Genomic DNA, 20911 nt, shown 5'->3' on the forward strand with positions numbered 1-20911 from the left:
CGTGCCGGTTAAGTCGCGTCTCTAAGCTCGGCCGAATCGCCATTCGCAACGAGGCTGCACGACCATGAGCACAGTAGACGAACGGGCCGGGTCGCATGCCGCCGCGCCGCAGGTTTCCGCCGCGCAGGCAGTCGCGCGGGCGAAGGCACTGCACGACCAGGGTCGCCTCGACGATGCGCGTCGGCTGTACGACGCAATTCTCGCGACGTCGCCGGACAACGCTGAGGCACTGCATCTATACGGTGTGCTCGAATACCAGACTGGTCGCACACGTGAAGCCGAAACGCTGATGCGCCGTTCTATCGCCATCCAGCCGATGCCGCTGCCGCTCGCGAACTTGGGTTCGGTGCTCGCGGGAGCAGGTCAACGCGAAGCCGCGCTTGTGCAGTTCGATGCCGCACTCGCGCTCGATCCGGTCCATCTGCATGCACTGATTCGCCGCGGCAACACGCTCGTCGAACTCGAGCGTCATGAAGAGGCGGTCAAGACATTCGACCGCGCGCTCGTCGTTGCGCCGACATTGCTCGACGCGCTGTGCAATCGTGGTGCCGCATTGCGTGGCCTCGGCCGCTTCCAGGAGGCGATCCAGAGCTACGATCGTGCACTGACGGTCGATCCGCGATCGTTCGAATCGTATGTGAACCGCAGCAACGCGCTGCGTGAACTGGAGCGCTACGACGAAGCGCTCGCAGGCTACGATCGCGCACTCACGCTTGCGCCGGGCTACGCACAGGTGCTGTCGCTGCGCGGCATGACGCTCGTCGATCTCGGTCGCTTCCAGGAGGCGCTCGCGAGCTTCAATGAAGCGATCGCGAGCCAACCGGATTTTGTCGAAGCGATCTACAACAGCGCGGTCGCGCTGGAACGGCTAGAACGGATGGACGAAGCGATCGCGCGCTGCGACCGCGCGATCTCGCTCGAGGCGGGTCACGCAAAAGCGTACGCGACGCGTGCGAACGCGCTTGCCCATCTCGAGCGCCGCGACGAGGCGCTTGCGAGCTACGATCGCGCGATCGAACTCGACCCGGGCGTCGCCGAGGTGCTGTGCAACCGAGGCAGTCTGCTGCGTCATCTGCGGCGTCACAACGATGCACTCGATGCGTACGAGGCGGCACTCGCGCTGAAGCCGGATTTTGCGCAGGCGCATTTGAACCGCGCGAACGTGCTGCAGGATCTGAACCGCTTCGACGAAGCACTGAGCGAGAGCGACGCGATTCTTGCCACCGATCCGCGCTATGCGATGGCGTGGTTCAACCGCGGCAATCTGCTGCAGGAAATGAACCGGCCCGACGAATCGATCAACGCGTACGAGCACGCGATCGAAGTCGATCCTGAATACGTCGATCCGCACTGCGCACTTGGTTTTCTGCTGCTGGCGCGTGGCCGCTTCACGGAAGGTTGGCAGAAATACGAATGGCGCTGGCGCGACCGCAAGGTGTTCGCGAATCAGCGGGCATTCCCGCAGCCGCTGTGGCTCGGCGACGAACCGGTCGCGGGGCGCACGGTGCTGCTGCATGCGGAGCAGGGTTTCGGCGACACGCTGCAGTTCGGTCGTTACGCGGCGCTGGTTAAGCAACTCGGCGCGCGCGTCGTACTCGAAGTGCAGCCGGGTCTCACGACGTTGATGCAGACGCTGCCCGGCGTCGATCAGCTGGTGACGAAGGGCGAAACGCTGCCGCCATTCGATCTGCATTGCCCGCTGATGAGTCTGCCGCTCGCGCTGCGCACCGAACTCGAGACTGTGCCCGCGACGGTGCCGTATCTGTCGACTGATCCGCAGCGTGTCGCGCAGTGGCGCGGTCAATTGGGAGAGGCACGGCGGCCGCGAGTCGGGCTCTCGTGGGCCGGCAATCCGAAGCACGTCAACGACCACAACCGGTCGATCGCGCTCGCCACGCTTGCGCCGCTGTTCGATCTCGACATCGAATGGATCAGCCTGCAAAAGCAGGTACCCGTCGACGACGAAGCGACGCTCGCGACGCTGCCGCTGCGTCAGGTCGACACCGGGCTGCGCGAATTTGCCGACACTGCGGCGCTGATCGATACGCTGGATCTCGTCGTGTCCGTCGATACGTCGACCGCGCATTTGACTGGTGCGCTCGGCAAGCCTTCGTGGGTGTTGTTGCCGACGCCTTGCGACTGGCGCTGGCTCGCCGAGCGCAGCGACAGCCCGTGGTATCCGCATACGCGTCTGTTCCGGCAACGCACGCCGAAGGACTGGAGCGACGTGCTCGGCGAACTCGTGCCGGCGCTGCGCGAGTGGTCTGCCGCGCGCTGACGGATTCGCTGCATGCGACGCGAGCAGACCAGCACGCCTTCAGCGTCCGCGGCGATGCCCGGCGGCATCGTGCGCGACGCAATCATGCAGGGCGTGCTGCGCGCGCGACGTCACTATCAGGAAGGCGCACTCGACGAAGCGAAGCGCGCGTGCGAAGCAGTACGGGCGCTAATGCCCGACCAGTTCGACGCGTTGCAGGTGTTGGGCCTCGTCGCGCTCGGTCAGGGCGATCCGGTGACGGCCGAACAATGGATCGCGCGTTCGGTGCGGGTCGATTCGAAGCAGGGCTGGGCGTGGGCGAACTACGCGGTCGTGCTGAATGCGCAGGGACGTTTCGGCGATGCACTCGAGCCGGCTGATCGCGCGTTGCGGCTCGATGGACGCAGCCTCGCCGCGCGGCTCGCGCGCGCGAATGCGTTACTCGGTCTGCAACGCTACGCCGAATGCGATCCTGCTTATGAAGGCGTGCTCGCGCTCGATCCGTCGTCGGCGGAAGCTTGGGCCAATCGCGGCAAGGCGTTGCTGAAGCTGGGCCGTTTCATTGATGCGCTCGCGAGCGTCGACCGGTCAATTGCGATCGCACCGCGCGTATCCGCGCCGCACGTGAATCGCGGCAACGCGCTGAGCGCGCTCGGCCGCCACGAGGAAGCATTGCGCAGCTACGACCGCGCGCTCGAATTGCAGCCTGAGGTGGCGGACATCTGGTGCCTGCGTGGTGTCGCATTGCAGGAGCTTGGACGTGATGCGCTGGCGCTGCATAGCTTCGACACTGCATTGCGGCTCGCACCTTCGCACTTCGAGGCGATACTCGGCAGCGGTATTTCACACGAGCATCTGCAACATCATGCTGAAGCACTCGCATACTGCGATCGCGCAATTGGGCTGGTCGCGGACGACAAGCGCGCATGGTTGACTCGCGGCAACGCGCTGCAAGGGTTGCTGCGCTACGACGACGCGCTGGAGGCATACGATCGTGCGCTTACATTCGATTCGCAGTACGCCGACGCACTCGGCAATCGCGGCGCCGCGCTGCATATGTTGCATCGCTACGACGACGCGCTAGACAGCTACGAGCGCGCCCTGGCGATCGCGCCGACGCGCGCCGACACGTGGGGCGTGCGCGGCAATCTTCTGCAGCAGATTGGCCGCTACGACGACGCGGCCGCGAGCTACACGCAGGCGACGCTGCACGAACCCGACTGTGCACCCGCGTGGTTTCATCGCGGCAGCGCGCTGCAACACATGAACCGTCACGACGAAGCGCTCGATTGCTTTTCTCGCGCGATCGAATTGCAACCGACGCATGCCGAATCGCTGACAGGACGAGCGATCTGCAAGCTGCTGCTCGGCGATTTCTTGCAGGGCTGGCGCGAGTACGAAACGCGCTGGCTCGATCCGGCCGCTGCGCGCCGCGCGCGTCATTTCAATTCGCCGCTGTGGTTGGGACAGCACCCGCTCGCGGGCAAGACGTTGCTTGTGCACGCGGAGCAGGGTTTCGGCGATACGTTGCAGTTTTGCCGCTATGTAAGCGTTATCGCTGCGCACGGTGCGCACGTGGTGCTCGAAGCGCCGACGCAGTTGATGGGCTTACTCGCGACGCTCGACAGCGTCGCTACGCTGATTCCGCACGGCAAACCGTTGCCTGCGTTCGATTTTCACTGCCCGATGCTGAGTCTGCCGCTCGCAGTTGCCACTGCGGGATGGTGCGACGCCGAGCCGCTACCGACATCGTCTTATCTGCATGCCGATCCGCAGCTCGTATCGCAATGGCGAGAACGCATCGCGGTTCGCGAAACGGGGAAGCGGTTGCGTGTCGGGCTCGCATGGTCCGGCAATCCCGACCACACGAACGATCACAACCGGTCGATCGCATTCGCGCAATTCACCGAATGGTTCGCGCTCGACGTGCAGTTCGTGAGCTTGCAGCAAGTCGTACGTCCCTCGGACAGCGACGCGCTGGCGCAGAGCGGTGCACTGCATTTCGGTGACACCTTGCGCGATTTCTCCGACACAGCCGCACTCGTCGAATCGCTGGACCTGGTGATTTCGGTCGACACGTCGATCGCGCATCTGGCCGGTGCGCTCGGGCGACCAGTGTGGATGCTACTGCCGTTCGTCCCCGACTGGCGCTGGCAACTCGCTCGCGACGATACCCGCTGGTATCCACAGGCCACGTTGTTCCGTCAGCGGGCGCCCGGGGATTGGCGCACGGTGATCGCGCGCGTCGCGGACGCATTGCGCGAACGCGCAGCGGAAACCGAAACGGAAAAATAAAACGGACCGCACCTGTGTCGTTCGCATGGCAAAAGAATGGCAAAAGGTACGTACGTTTATCAGGAATCCATAGCGCGATATGTCAGTAACATCGTAAATACGACTGCCATCGTCGCTGCGTAACCTCGTCGGGATTTGGCGGGCTGTCGCGTCCGCTATCGGCCGTGCAGTCGGCGCTGGGTCGCCTGCTGCGCGGTGTCCGCTTATTTGCGCTTCAGGGATTCGACGATGCGAGCTCGTAGCTTCAATCAAAAAAACAAGAAGCGCGTTCAGCGCCCCGCTCATCTGCCGCAGTCCGCTTTGCGGCCGCTCTACCACGCGGTTGCGTTGATGGTGGCAGCCGGCATGTCGGCACATGCGCACGCGGCGGGCATCGTGAATCTCGGCCAGGTCGGCGCGCGAATAGCGGCCACGGGCGTCGGCGGGGCGGGTGGTGGCGCGGGCATGCCGAATCTTGGCGTGTCGCCGCAGCAGGCGCTGCAGGCGAGCCAGCCGTCGATCCAGAATCTCGGACGTGCCGCGCAAAGCATCGCGGCGCAGATCGCTGCGCAGCAGGCTGCGGCCGCCGCTGCGGTGGCTGCTGCGAACGTTCCGAACGGATTGGCGACGGGCGGTCTGCAGGTCGCACCGGGCGCGACGAATAATTCGATGCTGTGGCAAAACGCGAATCTGCCGACGCAGACGGTGGATGCGAACGGCCACGTCGACGTCGGCGTGAAGCAGAACGGCCAGACTGCGATTCTCACGTGGCAGACGATGAACGTCGGGCGGCAGACCACACTCAATTTCGATCAGTCCGGCGGCACGCAGAGCAACGGCGCGAACAACTGGGTCGTGCTGAACCGGATCAATGATCCGTCGGGTGCGCCGAGTCAGATTCTGGGCAATATGAATGCGCAGGGCTCGGTTTATGTGATCAACCGGAACGGGATTCTGTTCGGTGCGGGATCGCAGGTGAACGTGCATTCGCTGGTGGCGTCGTCGCTTGATTTTCTGAACATGAACGACGCGTTGAAGCAGTCGGCGACGGATGTTCAGAACAGTAACAACCAGTTCACTGCGCAGTTGGGTGGGCTTGTCGGTACGCAAACGAGTGATCCGACTGAAGTGCTCGGGCTCGGCAACGCCGTGACGACGACCTCGGCAAATGCATATCAGCCGCCCGGCGACATCACAATCGCTCCCGGTGCATCGATCAAGACGAATGCCAACGGCACGGTCAGCGATGGAGGCTTCGTGCTGATCGCCGCGCCGAACGTGACGAACGCCGGCTCGATCACCACGACCAACGGCCAGACCATCCTTGCCGCTGGTGTCGGCGTGAGCGTGCTGCCGCCGGCCGCGAATTCGCAACTGCTGCGGCCGCAATTGAGCGGACAGATCCTGTTCAACGGCACCGATGTCACGCCAGCAGGTACGGTTACGAATACCGGCATTATCCAGGCGGACAAGGGCAACATCACGCTGCTCGGATCGAACGTGCGGCAGAACGGTGTCGTCGGTGTGACGACCGGTGTCAGCTACCCTGGCAGCATTAACATTTCCACCGTCGACGAAGCGAGAGCGCTGAGTCCCAATGGCACGCGATACCTCGACGCGAGCGGTACCGGAATTGGGCCCGACTCGGTTACCACGCCCGCGAATCGCCGTGCGGGCCTGCTTTCATTCGGCCCGGATTCCGTCACGACGATCCTGCCGTCCGACGACGGCGAAACCGCGACGTCCAGCCCTACCACTTCGTTTACGCCAGGCAGCATCACACTGACCGGCCGCTCCATCTGGATGCAGCCCGGCTCGCTGATCGAAGCACCGGGCTCGACCGTATCGATGGCAGCGCTCGTACAGTCGGGTATCTCGACGACTGCGCCCGGCGACACCGTCGCGCCGGGACGGATCTATCTCGACACCGGCTCGACGATCGACGTGTCGGGGCTCCCGAACGTCGAAGAAGCGATGGCGTCGACGCTGGTCACGATTCCACGTATCGGCCAGAACGAGCTTGCCGATTCGCCGTTGCTTCGCAACAGCTTCCTGTTCGGATTGAAGAACGTTGTCGTCGACAGCACGCTGTCGGGGACTGGTGCAGATGGCCTGCAATGGGTCGGCAGCCCGATCCTGAATCTTGCGGGCTACGTGAGCCTGATTCCGCGCTCGGTCGATCAGTTGCTGGTCAACGGCGGCACGATCACGTTAGCAGGCGGCGAAGTGATGACCGCGAACGGTTCATCACTGAACCTGAACGGCGGCTACGTACATTACCTCGGCGGCGACGCGGCGACGACGCGCCTCGTCGACTCGAACGGTCTCATCGTGCCGATCGGCAAGGCGAGTCCATTCGACAACTACGTGGGTGTTGCGGGTCAGTTCTCGCAGTCGCATGGACGCTGGAAGGTCGTGGAGACCTGGTACAACCCGCTGCTGACCGGCGGCGCGTATCAGGCGGACTACATCGTCGGCGGCAATGCAGGCACGCTGAACGTGTTCGCCGAGCAGGCGCTCGTGCTGGACGGCAATATCAGTGCGCAGTCGCTTGCGGGCACGAAGCAGGTGCAGGGTAATGCGCAGCCTTCGGGCGGCAGTTTTACGCTGGGGCAGAATCCGTTGCTGGCCGATCCTGCGGCTGTTAGTTTGACCGGCACGCCTGCGAACGTGATCCTGCAGAACACCGCACCGCAACTGAGCGATCTTGCGCCCGGCTTCGGCGCCGGCACGCTGCTCGACACCACCGCACTCAACGCGCTCGGCAGCAGCAACCCCGACAATGTGCTCGCGTGGCAGACCGTGCCGGTCGATACGCTGAACGCGGCGGGCATGTCGAATGTCAGCGTGACGGTGGATAAGGCCAGTGGTGGCAGCATCGTCGTCGCGGCCGGTACGAGCCTGCACGTGCAACCCGGCGGATCGATCAAGCTGACGGGAACGTCCCGTGCGCCGATCACCGTGCTCGGCGATCTGATCGCACCATCCGGCAACATCACGCTCGCGCTGGCGGGCAAATTTAGCGGGACGACACCCGCAGACATCACGGTCGGACCGGACGCGGTGATCAGCACCGCAGGCCAATGGGTCAACAACGACGTGCAGGCGACTGGCGGCACGACGACGCCCGGCGACAGCGAATACATCAACGGCGGCAGCATCACATTGTCGGTCGATGCGGCGAGCGCGACGCTGCCCGACAAGAGCGTTATCGACACGACCGGTTCGATCGTTCTGCAGCAAGGCAGTGTGCTCGATGTGTCGAGCGGCGGCATGATGCAGGCGAACGGTCAGTTGCTGATGAGCAACGGCATCGCACAAGGCAAGGGCGGTAGCATCACGCTGTCGACCTACGCGAATGGCTACGGCTCCGACACGACGCCGCCGCTGCCTACCACTGAACCGACCGCTGGCCAGATTGTGCTCGACGGCACCCTGAAGAGTCTCGGCTTTTCCGGTGGCGGCATGCTGTCGCTGCATGGACTCGGTTTCGAGATCGGCGGCGATCCGGCGCTCGCGCCATCATGGGCGACGGTGCTGCCTGCGGACTTCTTCGCGTCGCAGGGCTTCGGCCAGTACGTATTGAGCGCGGCATACGACGCCGGCATTGCGGCAGGCACGACAGTGCGCGTGACGCAGCAGAACCTGCTACCCGATGCGGTCGCGCTGCAATCGGCCGTGAGCGGCAGCGACATCATGAGTGGCGGCCTGACGAGTATCGGCGCGCTTGACCCTTATCACCGGCAGGCCACAAACCTGACCATGACAGGGGGCGGATATCTTGGGCAGTGGCAAGGAACTGTAATCGGCACGGCAACACATGTGGGGGTGTATCCCGACGTGACCGGTGGCGTAACGGTCGGCGAGGGCGCGTCGATCGTCGCCGACGCAGGCGCGTCGATCGGACTCGGCTCGCCGACTCAGGTCACGGTGCTCGGCTCGATCGTTGCACCCGGCGGCTCGATCACACTGAGCGCCGACACCAACCAGGCCTACGGTTTCATGCTCCCCGGCCAGCCAGTGTTCGCGAGTGGTAATGGTTACACGACGCGCAGCCAGTCTGTATGGGTTGGCCCGAACGCGGTACTCGACGTGTCTGGCGTCGCGCTGACGAATCCGCTCGCCGCACCGGTTCATCTGGGGCAGACGATCGGCGTGCCGCAGACCGGCAAGATTCTCGCGGGCGGCAAGGTCGTGTTGTCGGACGACGAAGGCTCGGTGATCGTGCAGGCCGGTGCGCGTATTGACGTCTCGGGTACGTCTGCGAATTTCGATCAGGTGCAGTCGAACGGCACGTATGTGTCTCAGCCGGTATGGAGCGACGCCGGCTCGATCACGCTCGGCGCGGCGAACGGGCTCTACTTCAACGGTACGCTCGATGCGCATGGGGGGGCGGCGCTTGCGCAGGGAGGTACGCTGACGTTGCTGCCGGAGCATGTCCCCATCACCACTACGCAACCGGACGGAACCACAGCCACATCGCCGGGCGCCAGCGCGCTGATCATCCAGCAAAGCGGCGACATCCTGCCGATCGCGAGTGCCCCGGGTGCTGACCTCGGGACGTCGAACGGCGCGATCCGCTTCTCTGCCGACCGTCTCGACGGTTCCGGCATTTCGACACTCGTGCTTAGCGGGCCGCCACCGGGTAACCAGCAGCCGTTGCCGGTCGCATTTGCCGGCGACGTGAACCTGTCGCTCGGCAACGCAGTGATCGTCAACGCATCGCAGATCGTCGCGCTCGCGGCAGGTGCGACGTCGTTACCTTCGTCGCTTTCCGGAATCTCGAACATCGGCACGCCGACTGTTCGGATCGACGCGCCGTACGTTGCGTTTGTAGGTCCTTCGACCGTGGCGGTGCCTACGCCAGTGCCGATGGCGGCGGGTGGCACGCTACAGGTCGACGCGTCGTTCGTCGATCTGGAAAACCAGTTGCAACTCGGCAACTTCGGTAACGCGACATTTGCGAGTACGGGCGATATTCGCCTGTCGTCGACCAATACCGGCGGTACATCAGCGCTGCTGCCCGGCACACTGTTCACCTCAGGCAACGTCACCTTCAAGGCCGCCGACGTCTATCCAGCGAGTGGCAGCACGTTCGTCATCGCCGCGGTTGCCCCCGTCGACCCGTCGACCGGGAAAGCCGCATCGACAACAGTAACGTTCCAGTCGAACGGCACCTCCGACGTACCGCTATCGGCAGGCGGCAGCTTGCTCGTCGACGCGACGAATATCGTCCAGGACGGCACCGTGCGCGCGCCGTCGGGCAGTCTGATCTTTGGTGTCAGCAATGCTGTGGACCCTGCGACGCAAAAGCAGTTCGGTGGCTTGCCGCTCGTCGCGACGCAGTCAGTGTCGCTCGCGCCGGGCAGCATCACATCGGTGTCGAACGGCAATACGGTGATTCCGTATGGCGTGACCGTCGACGGTACGGAGTGGCAATACAACGCGACGAACGCGTCGCAGCCGGCGGACGTTACCGCACCGCCTGCGAAACTCGTCAGTGTCAACGGCAGCCAGGTGTCACTGAGCCCCGGCGCCACGATCGACCTGTCGGGCGGCGGCGATCTGCAGGCATCCGAATGGATCGCGGGCACGGGTGGTAGCCGCAACCTGCTGCAACAGTACAACGTCAGTTTCGCAACCAGTTCGTCGGGCACTGCGGTACCGGTCAACCCGGGTGCAGCGAACGTCTACGCGGTGGTACCGGGTTATCACGCACCGGTTGCCGCATACGATCCGGTGATCGCGCAGGTCACGCAGCCGACTTCGACAGGCGGCACGCAGACGGTATCGATGGGCGTCGGTCAGGCAGGCGTCGGAGGAATGGCCGGACAGGCTGTGTATCTGCAGGGCGTGCCGGGTCTCCCAGCAGGTGTCTATACGCTGCTGCCTGCGCAGTACGCGACGCTGCCAGGCGCCTTCCGCGTAGTCGCTCAACCCAACGCGAGCACGCCTGCTGCGAACGCCGCGGGCGTACTGCCGGATGGCACCGCAGTGGTCGCGGGCTACACCGTGAATGCGTTGAGCGGCAGCCGCAGTTCGACGCCGACGCTCTTCACCGTGCAGTCGGGTCCGGTGTGGCAGCAGTATTCGCAGTACACCGAGACGAGCGCGAACACGTTCTTCCCGGCGCTCGCAAGCAAGGCCGGCAACGCGACGCCGCGTCTACCGATCGACGGTGGTCAACTGGTGCTCGCCGCTACACAAGGGCTAACGCTCGGCGCGACGCTGAACTCGGCGCCGGCGACCGGCGGTGCACCGGCTAACGTCGACATCGCGTCGCAGGACATCCAGATCGTCGGCAATGGCGAGGCGGCGTTGTCGGGCTATCTGCAGATCGACGCAGGCCAGCTCGATGCGCTCGGCGCAGGCAGCCTGCTGATCGGCGGCACGCGTACGCAGACGACGAGCGGCATCACGATCAACGCGCTCGCGAACAGCGTCGTCGTGAGCAACGATGCGTCGTCGCCGTTGAGCGGTCCCGAGATTCTCCTCGTCACGAAGACTGATCCGACCGGCACCGATCCGAACGCATCGCGCGGGCTCGATATCGCGGCCGGCAGCGTGATCAACGCGACGGGCAGCTATCCAGCTGCGGCGGATCAGTCGATCACGATCGGCCAGAACGCGAACACAACAACAGGCGCGGCTGCGATCTCGGGCGACGGCGCATTGCTGCGCGTATCGCAAGGCGCGCAGGTGCTGGTCACGCGCAACGACGTGACCGGCACCGTGCCTGGCTTGCTGACCGTCGGCGCGGGTGCGACGTTGTCGGGCGGTCAGTCGCTGACGCTCGATTCGTCGGGCGATCTGCGCGTCGATCCGACTGTCGCGTTGTCCGGCAAGGCGATCGCGGCCGACGGTTCCGCGATCACGTTCACGGATCGCACTGATCCCGGTGCAGCGAACCTGCCCGGTTTCGTGATCGGACCGAACACGCTCGCGCAACTCAGCAACACGACCCAACTGACGTTGCGCAGTCGCAGCGCGATGACGTTCACCGGCAACGAGAGCATTACGTTCGGACCGAACGTCGATTTGAGCGCGCCGACCTTCGCAAGCGATGGCGGTTCGGTCGTGCTGAACGGTCAGCAGATCGCATTCACGAACGAACTCGGCACGACGGTGCCGGCGAGCACGGGCGGCACCGGCACGCTGACAGTGAACGCGAAGGAGATCGACTTCGGTACGGGCAGCAAGGGCGTCAGCGGCATCGGTGCGGTGACGATGAACGCATCGAGCGGCATCGTCGGGCAGGGCAGCGGATCGTTCGATTTCGGTGCGGCGCCGGTGACGTTCGCCGCGCCGATCTATCTCGCCGATACCGGCTCCAAAGAGGCCGTGACCACGACCGGTGTGCTGAACCTGAATGCGGCTGGCGGCACCGCGACGACGCTGAAGCCGCTCGGTGGTCAGCTGTCGTTCACTGGTGGCACGCTGAACGATAACGGCGCGACGATCGCTGCGCCGGCCGGTAACGTGAATCTCGAAGCAACGACCGGCGACCTGAATGTGGGTGCGGGTTCACTCGTCAGTTCGGCAGGTGTCGCGTTGCAGTTCTTCGATGTCACTGCATACGCTCCGGCTGGTGCAATCAAATTAACGGCCGATGCGGGCTCGATCAACGTGCAGCCGGGGGCGACGCTCGACTTCTCGGGTGCAGCCGGTGGTGGCGCGGCGGGCAGCGTCACGTTGTCGGCTCCGTCACAGACGGTGCAGCTTGGCGGCACGCTCAAGGGTGCGGCGGCGGCGGGCTACCTCGGTGGCTCGTTCTCGCTCGAGACCGGTGGCGCAGTGGATCTCGACGGCCTCGCGAAGACGCTCGCGGCGAGCGGTGTCAACGATGGAATTTCGGTTTGGACGAAGGCGGGTAACCTGACTTTGTCCGCGGGCAACACGCTGACGGCGCACCTTGTTCAACTGACTGCCGACGGCGGCTCAGGTGGGCCGACTACGGCAAGCGGTAACGTGCAGGTGCTGGGGACGATCAATGCCGCCGGCAACGCAGGTGGCGAGATTGACCTGTATGGGCGCAGTGGTGTCGACGTCGAAGGCTCGTTGATCGCTACCGGCTCTAATCCGAATCAGCGCGGCGGTACCGTTAATCTCGGGACGACCGGCACACCCGATACCGTCGGCGGTGTCGTGCAGTTGAACCCGACGTATGGATACGAGGACGTGTCTGCGGCGAACTCCGGCACGATCACGCTCGGCAATCGCGCGAAGATCGATGTGTCTGGTGGGACGGCTGGCGGGCTGTCGGGCGGTACAGTTAATTTCCGCGCACCGTTGCTCTCGAACGGTGATGTGAACGTGACGCTTACGCCGGGGACGTCGACGGATGCGCCGGGCGTGCAGATCGTCGGCTCGCGCGCGACAACGCTCGAAGCGTACGCGGTGTGGAGTACGACCGATCCGGGTAGCGGTCCGAAGCATTTCGATTCGATCGTCGATCCGGCGGGGTGGTACGACAGTAACGGCAATCTGCTTGCTGGGACTTTCACGGATCAGAGCGGCAAGACGATTGCGTACACGCCGGGCAGTATGAACGCTGTTGACCTCGCTAACGCGCTGCAGAACGACTACTTCACGCCGACCACGCCGAACGCTGACCATCAGACGTTCTACGGTTATCAAAGCGGCACGACGAACACGCCCGGCACGCTGATGGGCTTTGTCGAGAATCCGGGCTTTACGTTTGAGAATCGCTTCGCAGGCGTCGCGAATTTTCATGCGATGCCGGGTATCGAACTCGATAACCCGAGTCCTGCGATCAACAACGGCGATATCTCGATCAAGACGAACTGGAATCTCGGTGCGGGTAGTTCGCCGACGAATCTCGCATTCCGTTATGAAGGGCAAGGGCCCGACATTACGTTCCGTGCGGAACACGATGTGCAGGTGGATGCGAGTCTGACGGATGGGTTCTTTCAGATTGCGAATCCGACGCAGCCGGGGGTGCAGACGACGACGGTTACGGTGACGATTACGCCGCCGTCGGCGAGTAGTTATCACGACGCGTATTTCACGTTGGCGTACAACCCCTACTATAAGTACGGTCCAGCCTACGGTCCGAAGTACAACAGCAAGTACAGTCTTAGTGCTATATGGGGCGCAGTTCTGGCCAAACCTGCACCTGCATCCACGTTTGCATCGAATGCCGACGCGGCGGAGGTCGCGCAGTACTACGGCATGTATCTCGACTATCTGAACGACGTGATAGGGCCAACAAACGCCAACGGAAATACCGCGCACAACCGCGCCATTGGCTTACTTATGGCGCAGTTTCGTGACGAGAGCACTGCCAAGCCATCGACACCGGTAGTCGCTGGCCAACCTGTATTTGGCGGTCAGGCTCCTACCGCAGCAGATGTAGCCGCCGACCCGGATGCCTGGTTGAAGTACGAGGCCGTTTATACGGCGTATGCGACGGCGATGAATACGTGGCTCGACCTGCCGGCAGCAGGGGGAGGGCAGAATTCAAGCCATCCCTACAATCTCGTACCGTTCGTGGCCCCACCGGCAGTATTGACAACACTGGTTCAGCCATCCACGACGACGACGACAGTTACCACCGGCACACCTGCTCCGGTCGACAACACGCCGTCTCCGGTTGCTACCTCGACCAATCCGCTGCCGCTACTGACTGCGTCGCTCAACGGCGGTGCGAGTACGTCGTTCCGTCTTGTCGGCGGCGCGGACCTGGGCAGTGCGGACCCGTTGGCGCTGCAGCCCGCTACCTCCACGGGTAGCGTCACGATCGACGGCCACTTCGCCTACGTCACATCGACCGGCGGCCACTTCGTCGACAACGCGGCCAACACGTTGACGATCCTCGCACCTACATTGATCCGCACAGGTACCGGCTCGATCGATATCGCCGCGGCCAACGACATTACGTTGCTCGACACGTCGGCACCAGGTGCGATCTATACGGCGGGGGCGCCGGCGGCAGGTACGACGCAGCAAGGATCGACGCTGATCGCAGCAGGCCAGGCTTCGGCGGCCGCACAGAACTTCCTGATCACGCCCGCAGTCAACCCGGACAGTGCCGGAGATATTTCAATTCACGCGCAGAACGACATCACGGGCATCGAGAATGTCGTCGATACGACAGGTGCTGTGACGGGCACCAGGGGCGCATCGATCTCGCAGTTCTGGTGGCCGTGGATGGAACTCGGCAACGTGGTGGATGGGACTGGAACGATCACGCAGACATCGATCAACTTCGGTGCATTCGACCAGGGCGTGATGAGCGTCGGCGGCAACGTGTCGGTGAGTGCGGGCGGCAATATCACCGATCTCGCGGTTTCGCTGCCGACCACCTACACCGGCAATGTAGCGGGAAGTACCTCGCAACCTCGCGTCGTGGGCGGCGGCAATCTCGACGTACAGGCGGGTGGCGACATCCTGAGCGGCGACTACTTCGTCGCGAACGGAACGGGCACGATTACGGCAGGTGGACGGATAGGCTCCGACGGGCAGGCTTACGCCGTCAATCAGGCCGGGCGGGTGGGGTCTATCGGCACCGTATCGACACTGCTCGCGACTCAGAACGGGCAGATCGACGTGTCGGCACGCTCCGGGGCAGACATCGGTGGCATTCTCAATCCGTCGTATATCGAGGGCGTCGACTTTGCTGTCTACAAACAGCATGCGGATTCGCAGGGGTACTCTGCTAGTTCTGCTGTGAGCATCGCATCGACCACCGGTAATGTCACATATGGGGCGGTCGGCGTCGGTGAATCTGCTTCGTCGAGTGGCGGCCTCATGCCGTTCCTGATTGGATCCAGCAGTAGCACAGCGCTGGCCGCTACAGAAATTCTGCCTGCGAACCTGAGTCTGACTGCATTCACAGGCGGTATCGCCATCGAGGCACCTGGGCAGATGTATCCGTCCGCCGATGGCGAATTGAGCATGCTTGCTGCACAGTCGGTTGTGTTCTCGATGAACCCTGCGTGGACCGGTGCCCTGTCGCTCTTCGGCATGATCGACTCGGATCCGTCGACGATGCCGTCGCCGACGAACACCGTCGCCAGTAGCATCGCTACTCTCAACGGCTACTTGAACAGGCTACCGAGCGGTGGTCTTCAGCATCAGGTCGCCGCGCTGCATGGGGGTGACACGCAGCCGGTGCGTATCTACAGCCTCGATGGCAGTATCGTCAACGGCGCCCCAGATGCGAACGGCGTTTACCAAAACCTAATGACGCTCGACGTCGACAAGGTCGCGCAACTCTATGCCGGCAAGGACATCGTCAACCTCGCGTTCAACGGGCAGAACCTGAGCGCCGACGACGTTACGCGTATCGTGGCCGGCGGCAACATTCTGGATGTGCCCGTCACTTCGCTCCCCACTCTCAGCAATGTTAGTGCGGTGACACCCGCATTCGTGCTCGGCGGCCCGGGCACATTCGATATCGAAGCGGGCAGCAACATCGGCCCATTCATCAGCCAGCTTCAAGCACCCAACCGCACAACCGGCATTAACGCGGTCGGCAACGCGAACAACCCGTTCCTGCCGCACGAAAGCGCGAACGTACAGGTGCTGTTCGGCGTAGCGCCCGGCATCGACAACGCGAATTTCATCGCGACATACATCGACCCTTCGCAGTCGGTCAAGGGCGTACCGAGCACTACACCGGCGTTGATCGCCTTCATGGAACAGTACGACGCGGGCAAGGGCGTCGACACAGGGTTGCAGGCAGACAGGACGAATGCGCAGAACGCGGTCGGGACGCTAACGGCCGCCGAAGCGTGGAAGGAATTCCAGGCGCTTCCCGCCTACGTCCAGCAGATTTTCGCGCAGCAAGTGTTGTTCAGCGTGCTGACCGCGGTCGGCACGGACTACAACAACGCGAACAGTCCGTTCTTCCAGCAGTACGCACGCGGTTACTCCGCGATCGCGACGATGTTCCCCGCATCGCTCGGCTACACGGCGAACGACACGGCAGGAGGCAGCAACGGCTCGAACAAGCCGGTATCGACCGGCAACCTCGACATCCGCAGTTCGACGATCCAGACGCAACAGGGCGGCTCGATCTCGATTCTCGGCCCGGGCGGCGAAGCACTGGTCGGCAGCAGCGCGGCGCCGCCGAACGTCGGCAACGCGAGCAAAATCGGTATCCTTACCCTCGAGAAAGGCGACATCAACATCTTCACCGACCAGAGCGTATTGCTCGCGCAAAGCCGGATCTTTACCGAGCAGGGCGGCAGCATGACGATCTGGAGTTCGAATGGCGACGTCAACGCGGGTAAGGGGTCGAAGTCCATCGCCGACGTACCGCCGCCTGAATACCTGTGCGATCGCGATCACTACTGCACGGTGGATGCGCGCGGCGAAGTGACCGGCGCCGGTATCGCGACACTGCAGACTATTCCTGGCGCAGCGGCGGGCGACGTGAACCTGATCGCGCCGCGCGGTACCGTCGATGCGGGCGACGCGGGTATTCGCGCGTCGGGTACGGTGAACGTCGCGGCGCTGCACGTTGCGAATGCCGATAACGTTACGGCAGCCAAGAGCACCGGTCTGCAGACTGCACCGACGGTAGACCCCGGTGCGTTGGCTGCGGCGAGTTCAGCGGGGTCCGCGGTTAACCAGATTGCGCAGGACATCGCCCGGAACGCTGCGTCGGGCGGGCCACGGCGGCGCTGGATCATCACGGTTGAGGTTGAAGGGTTTGGCGACAACGGTGACGACAATTCGTGTACCGGCGACTCACGCAAGTGCAAGCAGCCGTAACGCAGAGGTTTTATCATCGCATCGCGATCGTAAAAGGACATGACGATTTGACCCTGCTCGAGGAAAAGCAAGCCACACAGGCTGCGCGCGACGAAGCGCAGCCATTCATCAACCTGCGCGACACGGATCGCTTCCTGCCCGTGCTCGAAGCGCTGCAGTGCACGCTTGCGCTTAGCCGCAGGCCATCGGGTGTCGCACTGCTCGGTGTCGACAATGGCGTACCGACGCTGTCTGCGTGCTTGCTGCCGCGCTCGATGGGCCTTGCCGCGAGCGGCGATCGGCTCGCGATCGCGACTGCACGCGAGTTGATGATCTACGCGAACGTGCGCTCGATCGCTGCGGAATATCCGTTACGCCCGGATCACTACGACGCGGTGTTCGTCCCGCGTGCGTCGTTCTTCACCGCGTACTGCGATCTGCACGACATGGCGTTCAACAAGCAGGCCGTGGTCGCTGTGAACACGCGATTCTCATGTATTTCGGTGATCGACGGGTTTTACAACTTCACGCCGCTCTGGCAACCGCCGTTCGTCACGGAGTTTTCTGCGGACGACCGCTGTCATCTGAACGGCATGGCGATGGAGGACGGCAAGGTACGCTTCGCCACTGCGCTCGGCCGGACGAATACCGCGTACGGCTGGCGCAAGGACATGGCGCACGGCGGCATCGTGATGGAGGTGCCGAGCGGGCGCATCGTTGCCGAAGGGCTATCGATGCCGCATTCGCCGCGTGTGATCAACGGGCAGCTGTATGTGCTCGAAGGCGGTCGCGGCAGGGTGCTGCGTATCGATCAGCAGTCGGGAAAAATCACTGTGCTCGCGACGTTGCCCGGTTTCACGCATGGCCTCGCCGAATATGGTGGCGTGCTGTTCGTGGGGTTGTCGAAGCTGCGCGATAAGCGCGGTCCGCAGGGATTGCCCATCGAAGACGAAGGTGAACTGGTGGCTGGCGTTGCCGCGCTCGACGCGCACACCGGCAGCGTGCTCGGCATTCTGCATTTCTTCAATGGTGTCGATGAAGTGTTCGACGTGCAGGTGATTCCACGTGTACGTCGCGCGGAGATTCTGTCGCCCGATCAGTGGTTCCAGACACCAAGCCTCGTGACGCCGCACGGCGGCATGTGGGAGCGTCGCTCGCCCGATCAGACAGCGGAAGACGAAGAGGGCGCAGGTGCCTGATTGCGTCATACCGACCCGCGCGGAACGCGAACGTCGCCATGGTCATCGCGGGGCGGTGATCTGGCTGACCGGGTTGTCGGGGGCTGGCAAATCTACGATCGCTTCGGGTGTCGAGCAGGTGTTGTTCGATGCCGGGTATGAGGTGATCGTGCTCGACGGTGATCGGTTGAGGGCAGGTCTGAATCGCGACCTCGGGTTCGACGCTGACGACCGTGCCGAGAATGTGCGTCGGGTCAGCGAGGTTGCCGCGCTGCTTGCCGACGCGGGGATGATCGTGATCGTCGCATTGATCTCGCCGTTTCGTGAGGGGCGTTTGGCGGCACGGCGTGCAGCGGGCGATGCGTTTCACGAGATCTACGTGAAGGCCGATCTCGCTGTCTGCGAGGCGCGTGATCCGAAAGGGCTTTATCGACGCGCGCGTCGCGGAGAGATTGCTGAGTTCACTGGTATCTCGTCCCCGTATGAGGTGCCCGAAGCTGCGGAACTCGTGGTCGATAGCGCTCAGCTAGATGCTGAGGCCGCGATTGACTTGGTAGCGACGTATGTAAGGGCATCTGTGTCGTTCGATGGCCCCCCGTATTCGTGATCGCGCAAGACGAAGTTGCGTAGATTCGGTTGCCAATCCGATTTGCAAGGTTCATTGAGATTTAACTTGGCTAATTGCCGGGCGATCTAGATTAAGAGTTGTGAATTCTTATCTACCGTCGATATGCGGTTGGCAATTTAATCAATGGGAAGTCAAAATGAATCTGGTTAAGCGTAAATTGGCTGAGGCAGTTGTTTTAGCGTGTGCTGCCTGGGCGTCGGCAGAGGTAAGAGCACAGGTACCGGTCGTGATACTTGGTGGAGGGGCGTCGTCAGTAGCTCCGGCAATCGCTTCGGAAATCACGCAGTTTGGTTTGCCGATCACTTACTACGCAGTGGGCAGCAGTAATGGCGAGAGGGCATTTCTGGACAATGACCCGACGTGGTTGAGCGTAGAGCTCACCGGCACTGTGCACTTTGCGAATAGCGACGCCGCGCTGACACCGGTCCAGGTCGATACAACAGGCTCATATGCCCGCACCTCCACCGACGGGAAATTGATTCAGTTGCCCTATCTCGTGACGCCCGTCACGATTCCCTATGTGAGTCAACCGTCGACCGTGACGGGTACGGTGTCGCTGAACGACAATGACCTGTGCGGTATCTTCTCCGGCAAGATCACGGACTGGAACGCCATCATCAACCCGGCAACGGGCGCAGCCTATACGGCGGCTAGCACGCCGATCAAGGTTGTGTACCGCACGGACGGCAGTGGCATGACCGATCTGCTGACACGGCACCTGGCCAAGGTTTGCACGACCGGCGCTGGCGGCAACTCGAACATCGCATTCGCTGAAACACCGACGTTCGCCAGCAATTTCATCAACTCCACGCCGCCGTTGAATTTCACGGGCAAGTCCGGTGATGCTTCCGTTGCATCCCAACTGGTGTCGTTGCGTACCGCCGGCGCAACTGCATTTGGTTACCTGAGTCCGGCTTATGCGAACACGACGCTGGCCCCCGCGTCGACACTCGCGGCGGCGAACCAACTGACGGTGGCAAGCCTGCGCAACTCGCATACGAACGCCGACGTGACACCGACGTATCAGAACGCGACGCTCGCGATCGGCACGGTGGTGGCTCCGACGACTGCTGCGGATGAGGCCAATCCGTTCAAGTGGGTGCCGGGTGCCAATATCAGCTCGACGGACCCGTCGTGGGTTGCGATCTCCGATCCGACCGTCGGCTATCCGATCTCCGGTACGAGCAACATCATCGTCAGCCAGTGCTACAAGACGGACAGGCCGGCCCCGGTGGTGCGTATCCGTATGCTCAACTTCCTGACCAGCCACTACACCAACTCCTCGTTCGCTGCCATCCTGAGAAACAATGGTTTCGACGTGGTTCCGACTGTCTACAGGACGTCGATTACCACTGACATCCTGGCGAACAACAGTAGCCCCGCCCACAACCTGAACATCGGCAATCCGACGGCTTGCGGTTCGCTCGGTCGTTAATCGATGTAACGCAACACTCCGCGTAGATAGGCAAAAGGCGCACGACGTCAGGACAGCGTTCAACGTGAAGCCCTCTTCGCGGAACAAAAGCAATCAGGTTGAACATGGCAAGCAATACGCCGTGCAGGGTAAGACCTGGCAACATGGCAGCAACGTGCGTCCCGGCGAAGGCTTTCGCCGGGACGCATTTTTATTTTCGGCGGCAACGCGCGTGATGCGCACAATCTGGTGTGACAGATGGACAGAAATTCCGATATCAAGGGAATCAGTCCGCAAGTTTTATCTGTTAATAGGGAATTCAAGTTCGTCATTCTATTTTCGGAGCGAGAAAAACATCTGGTAATCAATGAGCATAAATATCAATAAAAGTTAAGCACATTCTGTTGCCAAACCGCCTCCTCTAATTCACGCACATTTAA

General features: G+C 62.7%; 6 protein-coding genes. All 6 read left to right on the forward strand.

Annotated features, from left to right (window positions below; genetic code table 11):
- Positions 1-64 precede the first annotated feature (64 nt).
- Positions 65-2278 (forward strand): tetratricopeptide repeat protein, encoded by a 2214-nt coding sequence (locus tag E1748_RS26625; protein ID WP_133650252.1) that lies wholly within the window; start codon positions 65-67, stop codon positions 2276-2278.
- A gap of 12 nt (positions 2279-2290) precedes the next feature.
- A complete protein-coding gene (locus E1748_RS26630; protein WP_133650253.1) occupies positions 2291-4552 on the forward strand; it encodes a tetratricopeptide repeat protein in 2262 nt (753 codons plus the stop codon).
- Between the two features lie 228 nt (positions 4553-4780).
- Complete coding sequence (locus E1748_RS26635; RefSeq protein ID WP_240766794.1) at positions 4781-17272, forward strand: filamentous haemagglutinin family protein; 12492 nt, start codon at positions 4781-4783, stop codon at positions 17270-17272.
- 47 nt (positions 17273-17319) lie between these two features.
- On the forward strand, positions 17320-18450 hold the full coding sequence (locus tag E1748_RS26640; RefSeq protein WP_240766795.1) for a TIGR03032 family protein: 1131 nt from the start codon (positions 17320-17322) through the stop codon (positions 18448-18450).
- Positions 18443-19036, forward strand: a complete 594-nt coding sequence (cysC, locus tag E1748_RS26645; RefSeq protein WP_240766796.1) for an adenylyl-sulfate kinase — start codon at positions 18443-18445, stop codon at positions 19034-19036. The genes E1748_RS26640 and cysC overlap by 8 nt, the downstream gene beginning before the upstream one ends.
- Before the next feature lie 157 nt (positions 19037-19193).
- On the forward strand, positions 19194-20492 hold the full coding sequence (locus E1748_RS26650) for a substrate-binding domain-containing protein (RefSeq protein ID WP_133650255.1): 1299 nt from the start codon (positions 19194-19196) through the stop codon (positions 20490-20492).
- The last annotated feature ends 419 nt before the right edge of the window (positions 20493-20911 follow it).

This window comes from Paraburkholderia flava, from assembly GCF_004359985.1.
GTDB classification, from domain to species: domain Bacteria; phylum Pseudomonadota; class Gammaproteobacteria; order Burkholderiales; family Burkholderiaceae; genus Paraburkholderia; species Paraburkholderia flava.

What these genes read in the sequence shown, in the direction of transcription:
- E1748_RS26630 (WP_133650253.1), top strand. Translation starts at nt 2,291, where the DNA reads ATGCGACGCGAGCAGACCAGCACGCCTTCAGCGTCCGCGGCGATGCCC.
- E1748_RS26650 (WP_133650255.1), top strand. Translation starts at nt 19,194, where the DNA reads ATGAATCTGGTTAAGCGTAAATTGGCTGAGGCAGTTGTTTTAGCGTGT.
- E1748_RS26625 (WP_133650252.1), top strand. Translation starts at nt 65, where the DNA reads ATGAGCACAGTAGACGAACGGGCCGGGTCGCATGCCGCCGCGCCGCAG.
- E1748_RS26635 (WP_240766794.1), top strand. Translation starts at nt 4,781, where the DNA reads ATGCGAGCTCGTAGCTTCAATCAAAAAAACAAGAAGCGCGTTCAGCGC.